General features: G+C 58.6%; 9 protein-coding genes and 2 pseudogenes. 9 read left to right on the forward strand and 2 right to left on the reverse strand.

What is annotated here, in order from left to right; genetic code table 11:
• Both PKC81_RS13860 and PKC81_RS13865 read left to right on the forward strand, forming a co-directional pair.
• Positions 1-356, forward strand: a pseudogene (locus PKC81_RS13860) (conjugal transfer protein TraH); the annotation flags it as partial.
• An 18-nt stretch (positions 357-374) separates the two neighbouring features.
• Complete coding sequence (locus PKC81_RS13865; RefSeq protein WP_324337086.1) at positions 375-3,080, forward strand: conjugal transfer protein TraG N-terminal domain-containing protein; 2,706 nt, start codon at positions 375-377, stop codon at positions 3,078-3,080.
• 10 nt (positions 3,081-3,090) lie between these two features.
• Here PKC81_RS13865 and PKC81_RS13870 read toward each other — a convergent pair whose 3' ends face one another.
• Positions 3,091-3,312: a hypothetical protein gene (locus PKC81_RS13870; protein ID WP_324337088.1), complete on the reverse strand. Its 222-nt coding sequence runs from the start codon at positions 3,310-3,312 to the stop codon at positions 3,091-3,093.
• A 473-nt stretch (positions 3,313-3,785) separates the two neighbouring features.
• On the opposite strand from PKC81_RS13870, the gene PKC81_RS13875 reads away from it, so the two are divergent.
• Positions 3,786-4,067, forward strand: coding sequence for an excalibur calcium-binding domain-containing protein (locus PKC81_RS13875; RefSeq protein WP_324337102.1), 282 nt, complete (start codon positions 3,786-3,788; stop codon positions 4,065-4,067).
• Between the two features lie 28 nt (positions 4,068-4,095).
• On the opposite strand, the gene PKC81_RS13880 is transcribed toward PKC81_RS13875, so the two are convergent.
• Positions 4,096-4,599 carry a thermonuclease family protein gene (locus PKC81_RS13880; RefSeq protein WP_324337090.1) on the reverse strand — a complete coding sequence of 168 codons (504 nt, stop codon included), beginning with the start codon at positions 4,597-4,599 and terminating at the stop codon, positions 4,096-4,098.
• Positions 4,600-4,735: 136 nt separating this feature from the next.
• Between PKC81_RS13880 and PKC81_RS13885 the strand changes: the two genes are divergently transcribed.
• The 6 genes and pseudogenes from PKC81_RS13885 to PKC81_RS13910 all read left to right on the forward strand — a co-directional run.
• On the forward strand, positions 4,736-4,972 hold the full coding sequence (locus PKC81_RS13885) for a hypothetical protein (protein WP_324337092.1): 237 nt from the start codon (positions 4,736-4,738) through the stop codon (positions 4,970-4,972).
• A complete protein-coding gene (locus tag PKC81_RS13890) occupies positions 4,965-5,321 on the forward strand; it encodes a hypothetical protein (RefSeq protein ID WP_324337094.1) in 357 nt (118 codons plus the stop codon). Before PKC81_RS13885 ends, PKC81_RS13890 begins: the two co-directional genes overlap by 8 nt.
• Positions 5,322-5,333: 12 nt before the next feature.
• Positions 5,334-5,912, forward strand: a complete 579-nt coding sequence (locus PKC81_RS13895) for an SOS response-associated peptidase family protein (RefSeq protein ID WP_324337096.1) — start codon at positions 5,334-5,336, stop codon at positions 5,910-5,912.
• 262 nt (positions 5,913-6,174) lie between these two features.
• A complete protein-coding gene (locus PKC81_RS13900; protein ID WP_324337098.1) occupies positions 6,175-6,771 on the forward strand; it encodes a TetR/AcrR family transcriptional regulator in 597 nt (198 codons plus the stop codon).
• Positions 6,768-7,949, forward strand: coding sequence for an efflux RND transporter periplasmic adaptor subunit (locus PKC81_RS13905; RefSeq protein WP_324337100.1), 1,182 nt, complete (start codon positions 6,768-6,770; stop codon positions 7,947-7,949). Before PKC81_RS13900 ends, PKC81_RS13905 begins: the two co-directional genes overlap by 4 nt.
• A pseudogene (locus PKC81_RS13910) lies at positions 7,946-8,304 on the forward strand (ABC transporter permease); the annotation flags it as partial. The gene PKC81_RS13905 and the pseudogene PKC81_RS13910, both read left to right, overlap by 4 nt.

Here is an 8,304-nt window from a genome sequence, read left to right on the forward strand (position 1 = left end):
AGGCGGCCTATGGCCGCGGCATGCCGACCGACGACCGCGAGACCCTGGCCGAGATTGCAAGTGTAGACCTGCTCTTTGCCATTCTCGACCGGATCACCGGCGAAGCGGGCCGGTCTATGTCGAGTTTCATCGGGGCCGATGAAGCCAAGATCGCGATGTGGCAAGGTCAGGTGAACGCGGTCCGCCAGAGCCTCGCTGACCGGCAAGCCAACACACATTTGCGCGTCAACGCGATCATGCAGATCATCGAGAAGACCGCCTTCCTCGAAAATGTGCTCGCCGCCTCGATGTCGCCCGGAATGGCGGCATCGCTCGACTGGTCGCGTGCGGTCCAGACCCGCAGCCTCGCCCACTGACGCACAAGGAACACCAATATGGTCGAGGTCTTCACGGTCGGTGGCGGCGACTATCTGGTCAATGTCTTCAATGCGGTCGCCGCCTGGACGGGGAATGGCGGTTACAAGGGTCTGCTCCAGGTCGTGATGGTGATGGGGCTTGGCTTTTCCGCACTGATGCTCGCCTTCAACCAGGACTGGCGCGCGTGGATCAACTGGTTCCTGGGTGCTACCCTCATGTACAGCTGCCTGATGGTCCCCCGGCTCGATGTGCAGGTCACCGACCGATTGAATCCAAGCCTCGCACCCTCGCAGGTCGCCAATGTGCCGCTGGGTCTTGCCTTGATGGCAAGCTTTACCAGCCAGATTGGCGATTATCTGACTGGCTCGGCTGAAGTGGTATTCGGGCTGCCAGGCGATCTCAATTACTCGCAGAACGGCATGATCTATGGCGCGCGCCTCTATGATGCAACGCGGTCGCTTCGTATCTCCGATCCCGAATTTGCTGCCAATCTTGACGAACATTTCCGACAATGTGTTTTCTATGACGTGCTGCTCGGCCGCTATTCGATGAAACAGCTCGCTGAAAGCACCGACATCTGGGCGACGATTGCGCCGGGCAGCCAAGCGCGCGCACAGCGATTCCTGACCCGCGACACGTCAACCGGCGAAGTCACCGCCAATATCATCACCTGCAGGGAGGCTTATACCAGCCTCAACGGCCAATGGGTGCAGCTCATTGACGGCATGGGCAATGTTTTTGGCCGTCAGCTCTATCCAAACCAGAGCGCAGCCCTCGCCAAGGCCAAGCTCTTTGCCGACCTGCCCATCGCCTATCAATATCTGACTGGGGTTTCCTCCAATGCGACCGCGATCTTCAAGCAGACGCTCACCATCAATGCGATGAGCCAGGCCATGCACGCAATGGGCGGCGCCAGCGGGGCTGGCAATGTCGATGTCTATGCCCAGACCCGTGCCGATATTCAGACCGAGCGCACCTACAGTTCGATCGCGAGCAATGCCATGAAATGGGTGCCGCTCCTGAATGTTGTGCTCACGGTCCTGTTCTACGCGCTCTTCCCTGTCCTCTTCCCGCTGTTTCTGATGCCCAAGACCGGACCGCTTGCCTTGAAAGGCTATGTCACCGGCTTCTTCTATTTGGCCGCTTGGGGACCGCTCTTTGTCATCCTCCACATGATGCTGATGTTCAAGGGGGCGGCTGACATGACGGCTGCCAGCAATGGCGGCATGACGCTTGCGAGTTTCACCGGCATGGCGGACGTCAACAGCGACATCGGCATATTGGCTGGCTATCTCATCGCCTCGGTGCCATTCTTGGCAGGCGGGGTCGCCAAGGGGGCAATGGCGATCTCGCACCATGCCACCTCCTACCTCAATCCGAGCCAGAATGCTGCTGAAGAAGCCGCGCGCGAGGCAAGCACCGGCAATGTCTCGCTCGGCAATACCAGCTTCGAGACCTCGAACGTGCTGACCCGCCAGTTTGCCCAAGGCAATGTCGCCCCGTCCTTCACATATGGTGCAGCGCAGACGCGCGGTTACAGCGAGAGTGGCACGATGACGACGAGCTTTGCCGAAGGCAGCTATGACCAGCTCCCGAACTCAAGCTACCCGTTCACCCCAACACTGGGTCAGGAGTTCACCTCGCGACTATCGACGATGGCGAGCCAGTCCAAATCGAACAGCGAGACCTTCTCGAACCTCGCCCAGCAATCGACCGCGAATGCGGTCACGCATTTCCGGGAATTGCGCAACCAGGTCAGCAGAGGCAGCTCCTTTGAAACCGCAACCGGCCAGACCAACTCCGACAGCGTCAACACAGCGTTCAACGAGGTCGATCAGGCCTCGAAAGCGCTGCAACGCCAATATGGCCTCAGCCGCCGTGCATCCGATGACATCACCACAAGCTGGTTCCTCAATGGCGAGGGATCTGCTGGCATTGGCGGGAAGCTGGGCCCTGCCAACCTCGGGGTCGGTGTCAAAGGCGGGCGCAATCAAAGCTGGACTGACAGCGATATCGGTATCGCGTCCGAGGATCGTTCGCGCATCATGGGCAGCCTCAAGCAGATCTCCGATAGCCGGAACTGGTCGAGCGCGCGTGATAGCTTCGTTAGGACTGTCAGCACGTCGACCAGTTCGTCGATATCGACGAGCGCGAATGGCATGAACGCGTCGCTGACCGAAGCGCAAAGCTTTACGCAAGAAGCCCGGCGTTCTGAAGAGATCGCAAACCGGTTGGAGCAGCAAGCGTCTATGTTCGAAGGGAACAGCGCCTCCGGCAGCCTGAACCTGTCGCAGACCTACCGCGAATGGGGTCTGGGAGAGATGGAGCGCAACCGCGACTTTTACGGCAATGCGCGCTTTGACGACATAGACTTCCAGTTGAGCGAGGAAGGCCAGGCACTTCAGGCGCGCTTTGTCGACAGCTATGCAGATACCTTGCGCGACGGCATAGAAAACCAATTGGTCCTTGCACCCGGAAAGCCGGTCTCAAGGCCAAATGTGTCTTCTCCAGCAGATGTAAGAGGTAACTCGAAGGTTGGCGCTGGCAGCGGCCAGTCGGCAGTGGGTAACGCAGCTCCTGGCTCCGTTCGCGAAGAGGTAAACGCCGCTCAACAATCGGGCCGCAAACGCATCGACACCATTCGCGATTACCTAGAAGGAACCACGAAGGGTGCCCGCGGCGCAGACGAGGAGTCAGCGGACAACGTAAAGGAATGGCGCTAATCCAGCCGCTCTAAAGAAGGCTTGTTGCAACAAGGTAGGCAAATACGCCAGCTATCGCAACGACGCAAAAGATCAGCAACTTTCTGCTGATCGGATCGCGCCATGATTTTTGGAGTCGATATCCCGTTAAACGGTCTTCAGCGATGGCCTGGTCGATTTCTGCGAAACCAGACCATTGACGGCCCGCATCGCTTGGTTCGCGATCTTCAAATTTCTCGGGTTTGTTATCCATTGGGCCACTTCCTTTCCGACTGCTCGCGGGCCACCTCAACTCTGCAGTGTGTGATTAGGTCATAGCCGAACGAACCCGCGAAGTCAGCAAATTCGTTAGAACGCACGACTTTACTGATGCTCCTTTATGTGAATTTGCGGCGTGGAATCGCAGATTGTTTCGACCGATCATCGCGCCCAGGGCTCGCAGCGCGAGCCACCAAAACGACACCCTTGCAACGGCGCGACGAAGCTGGACGTCCTGCGCGCGGGCGTGTGCGCCTGCGGGCGTCCAGCAAGGAGAGAGGCAAGAGTGTCAGCGGGTCAGACAAAAGCGCCGCACCCTGGCCGAACCTGAGAGGCCAGAGAGCGACACCAAAATCTCCCGCTCATTTGGGCCATATCGCGCTTTCGTATTTCTGCAGATTAGACTCTTTTAAAGTTTGAACGCACATTCTCTCCTTCGAGGAGGGATTCGCAGTGCGCCTTTTCATCGTGTTGAGTTTGTCCGTTGCCGGTATTCTATGTGCACCCGCTGCTGCGCATCCCGGTGGCCTGGCAGCTGATGGCTGTCACAATGATCGGCGTAATGGCGGTCGGCATTGTCACCGCGCTGCCGCGCAACCTGTTCGAGAGGTCCAACGCGCTTTTGGTCGTGATGTCTACTATCCCAACTGCGCAGCCGCGCGCGCAGTAGGTGCTGCGCCGATCAGAGCCGGAGAGCCAGGCTATGGGCGACATCTTGATCGTGACGGCGATGGAAAAGCCTGCGAATAGCAGGGCTAAGCTGGCATATTCCGCTAGCCTAGCACCAGTCGCGTTTCTGGCCGCCCTGATAGGGTTCTGCCAAGCCTTCTGATATTAGCGTATCTGCAACATCGCTGCCATCAACCCGCACTTGGCGCAACAGCCGACCATAGCGATCGCGGTCCCGGTCTGCGGTCGCTGCGAAAGCAAGTTCACCAGAGTTCAGCAGCTCCAATAGTCGCAGCTTTGCCTGCTCTCCTTTTGCGGCTTCAGCCGCGCAAGCGGGCTCGGATATCTCTGGTGTGTTGAAGCCAACGAGCCGGATCTTGTCGCCATTCATCCGGATCGTATCGCCATCGACGACGCAGTTGGTATCACTGCCGCCTGCGCACAAGGAAAAGCTGAACGTCGCCGCAGATGTTAATCCCACGCGCTCTGCACTTCCATTCGTTTGCCAGAAATGCATGCCAACCCCAATGCCACCGCCGAGGATAATGGCTCCGCCAAAGAGGAGAGCGATGTCCTTGGCGCCAAAAGCCTTGGATCGCTTCGATCGCTTCATGGGAATGATGTTAGAATGTCGCCTAGGTCGTTTCATATGCACATTTGGGTCGGTTTAGTTTGGCAGTGACTAGGTTAGACAGAGATGGGCATCAAGTGTCATTGACTCATTGTTCCTTATATGTTCCATTTAGTCCATGAACAGAATCACCCCTGACGCGCTGACGCGTCACCTGGAAGCCGCCTTGATGATGGCGCCGCCCGAGACATTGAATGCCTTGCAGCATCCCGACCGATATCGGGGGCTTCGTGCCGTTTCCCGGCTAGCCGATCGTCTCGCACACCGACTGCAATGCTTCGATATATCGCTGGCAGATGGCAGTGCGATGTGCAGTGACGATAACGTCCAGCAGCAACTTGCAGGCTGTGCGTGAGCGCGAACCTGCTTTTGGATGGGTGCCAGGCAAGGAAGGCTATTTGCCTGTGCGCACCTTGTTCGACTGCGCTCTCTACAAGATCAACCTCAGAGTGACCTGCGGCGTCTGTGGGCGCAGCACTGTCATTGATGCACCAGGGCATTGGTGGCGATGCGAGCAGCTCACGACGGATGATAATCTGAAGGCATTTGTCGACCGGCTCTATTGCCGGGCTTGCTGGGGGCGATCCTATTTCAAGCGCCGTCCGGCAAAGGTCGAGCAAACCAGTGATCCTGTCGACGGGCCACTGTTGCCAGGCCCAGACCACTATGCGTGGAAGCGCATTGTCAACCGCCAGCGTTCGTGATTGGATAGCTTCATGTGTAACCTCTACGGCCACAAAGTATCCCGCGCCGAATACCTGTTCCACTTCCGCTCAGCCGATGAGTGGCGACGGGAGCTTGAGAAGGACTACACATCGCCGGGGCGCGAAGGCTGGACCGTGAGGATGCACAATGGCCAACGCACCATGACAGCTATGAAATGGGGATTCCCGCCACCACCGAACATCAAAGGTCCAGTGGTGAATGTCCGCAACTATGACAGCCCGTTTTGGCGACCCACACTCGCCAATTCGGAACATCGCTGTCTTGTTCCCGTGACGCAGTTTCAGGAATGGAGTGCAAAGCCCGATCCCCAAACTGGTAAGAAACGAGCCTATTGGCTCCACCTACCATCCCAGCCCGTATTTGCCTTTGCCGGGATATGGCAGCCCGATACACAAGGCGATGTGTTTGCATTCCTAACCTGCGAACCCAATCCGCTGGTTGGTGCCATTCATCCAAAGGCGATGCCGGTCATACTGCAACCAGAGGACCATCAAGACTGGCTTGATGGTGCTGATGCCCGCAAGTTGGCACAGCCAATTCCATCACAACTTATGGCGATTGTTGATTGAGTTGCAGTGCGCGCAAAATGGCGGCTAAGTTCGACACTGCCGACAGTCTCCTTTTGAGGGAGTGATCGCGGTAAGCGGCCATTCGTTCATTCGACGCTCGAGAGGCAGTTTTTCTCCTCGACAAGTCCTGATCGGCGATTGTCGAGTGGCAACGACGTTGTGTCAAAAGTGCTGCCTAAGTGCTCAGAGAAAGGACCAAATAGCCCAAAGATGGTAAAAATTAAGATAGTAACTAATTACTATCTTTGTGGTATGGTGGTCTATGACCCGCAAAAAGCTTCCTGCCGATGTGCGCCGGGCCGCAACCGTTGAAGCGGTGATCGCACTGGCGGCTACGACCAATCCCGCCGACATCACCACCACACAGATTGCGGCATATATGGGCGTGACCCAAGGGGCGCTGTTTCGTCATTTTTCCGACAAGGAAGCTGTCTGGTTAGCCGTGATGGGTTGGACGAGCGACACCCTGCTGGCGCGGATTGATGCAGTTGATGGAGCAACGCCCACGGATAAGTTGCAGGCCATCTTCGCAGCCCATGTCGAGTTTGTTGTCGAGCATACCGGCGTTCCCCGTATCCTGTTCGGGGAATTGCAGCGCGATGCGGACGCCCCAAGCAAGGCGAGAGTGCGAGCGTTGATGAGCGGGTATCGCAGCCGCGTGCTTGGCCTGCTCGAACTTGCCAAGACACAAGGCCAGATCGACGAAAAGGCTGACTGCACCGCAGCCGCCACGATGTTCCTCGGCATGGTGCAAGGGCTGGTAATGCAGGCGATGGCGGCCGATGATTTCACCACTATGCCTGCGCTATCGACGAGGCTTTTCGAAGTCTTCCTGGATGGACTGCGAGGAACCAAATGACCTTGCCGTTCACGATGAGCCGCCGTGGCTGGACGATGCTGGCGGTGCTGGTGCCCTTGCTGTTGCTGTTTGCATGGGTCGCCTTTCGATCTGGCCCGTTGGCACCGATCAACGTGACAGTCACCCAGGTGGAAGAGCGCAGCATTTCCCCGGCAATGTTCGGCATCGGCACCGTCGAGGCGCGCTACACGCAGAAGATCGGGCCAACCGCTGCGGGCCGGGTGACAATGGTCGCGGTGGATGTTGGTGACACAGTAGTCGCAGGGCAGTTGCTGGCGCAGATCGATCCCATCGACCTTGACCAGCGCATTGATGCAGCGGCTGGCGGGACGGCGCGGTCAGCCGCGCTTGAACAGGCCGCCGTCGCTCAGATCGCGGATGCGAACGCGCGGGTTGTCCTCGCCCGGTCCGTGGCCGCACGGACGGAAGAACTAAAACGCGGTGGCTGGGTTACCGATGCGATGGTTGATCAACGCCGTCAGGAACTGGCCGCTGCGCAGGCAGGGCTTGCCGCTGCACAAGCCAATCGCAGAGCTGCTACAATGGATCGCGGGCGTCTGGGCGCGGAACGATCGGCGTTGGTCGAGCAACGTGCCAACCTGCGCCTAGTCGCACCGCACGCCGGGCTCGTGGTGCGCAGAGCCGTAGAGCCCGGCACGACCGTGGTGGCCGGTCAGGCTGTGATCGAGATTATCGATCCTACACAATTGTGGATCAACGTGCGCTTCGATCAGACCCAATCGGCTGGTCTGGCGGCGGGTCAGCCGGTTCGGGTTGCTTTGCGGTCAAGGCCGGATGCACCCCTTTCAGGCATCATCGAACGCGTTGAGCCGATGGCAGATGCGTTGACCGAAGAAGTGTTGGCCAAGGCGCGGTTCACTGCAACCGGCGGACTACCCTCAATCGGTGAGCTGGCGGAAGTAACCGTGGCCCTGCCTGTACAGGCACGATCGCTGGCCATTCCCAATGCAGCTGTTTACCGGATCGATGGACAGGTTGGCGTTTGGGTGATCCGCGATGGCGACCTCGTCTTTGCGCCCGTCAAACTAGGCGCACAGGATCTGGATGGCTGGGTGCAGGTGTTAGGCGGCCTCACCCGGGGCGAGGCAATCGTGACTCACAGCGCGCGGGCACTGTCGGCCAGCAGCAGGTTCAGCATTGTCGAAGCGCTGCCATGATCAGCCTTGCTGGGCGCGACATCTTGCATGGCTGGGGCAAATTTGTCCTTACCGGCGTGGGTCTCGGCCTGTTGATTGGCGTGACTTTGTCGATGGCTGGCGTCTATCGCGGCATGGTCGATGATGCGCAGGCTCTGCTCGATAACAGCCGGGCCGACCTGTGGGTCGTGCAGAAGGACACGCTTGGCCCCTATGCCGAACCCTCCAGCCTGACCGAAGACAGCGAACGCCCGATCCAGGCGATGCGCGGTGTCGCCCAAGCCGCGGGCGTTACTTACCTCACCATGCAGATCGCATACGGTGACAAGGATGTGCGGGTGATGGTCGTCGGAGCGGAAATGGGCGAACCGGGATT

It is taken from the genome of Sphingorhabdus sp., assembly GCF_035329025.1.
In the GTDB taxonomy this organism is placed as follows: domain Bacteria; phylum Pseudomonadota; class Alphaproteobacteria; order Sphingomonadales; family Sphingomonadaceae; genus Sphingorhabdus_B.

Bases quoted from the DNA above. Each gene is read 5' to 3' on its own strand.
- PKC81_RS13865 (WP_324337086.1), top strand. From the start codon at position 375: ATGGTCGAGGTCTTCACGGTCGGTGGCGGCGACTATCTGGTCAATGTC.
- PKC81_RS13870 (WP_324337088.1), bottom strand. From the start codon at position 3,312: ATGGATAACAAACCCGAGAAATTTGAAGATCGCGAACCAAGCGATGCG.
- PKC81_RS13880 (WP_324337090.1), bottom strand. From the start codon at position 4,599: ATGAAGCGATCGAAGCGATCCAAGGCTTTTGGCGCCAAGGACATCGCT.
- PKC81_RS13885 (WP_324337092.1), top strand. From the start codon at position 4,736: ATGAACAGAATCACCCCTGACGCGCTGACGCGTCACCTGGAAGCCGCC.
- PKC81_RS13895 (WP_324337096.1), top strand. From the start codon at position 5,334: ATGTGTAACCTCTACGGCCACAAAGTATCCCGCGCCGAATACCTGTTC.
- PKC81_RS13900 (WP_324337098.1), top strand. From the start codon at position 6,175: ATGACCCGCAAAAAGCTTCCTGCCGATGTGCGCCGGGCCGCAACCGTT.
- PKC81_RS13905 (WP_324337100.1), top strand. From the start codon at position 6,768: ATGACCTTGCCGTTCACGATGAGCCGCCGTGGCTGGACGATGCTGGCG.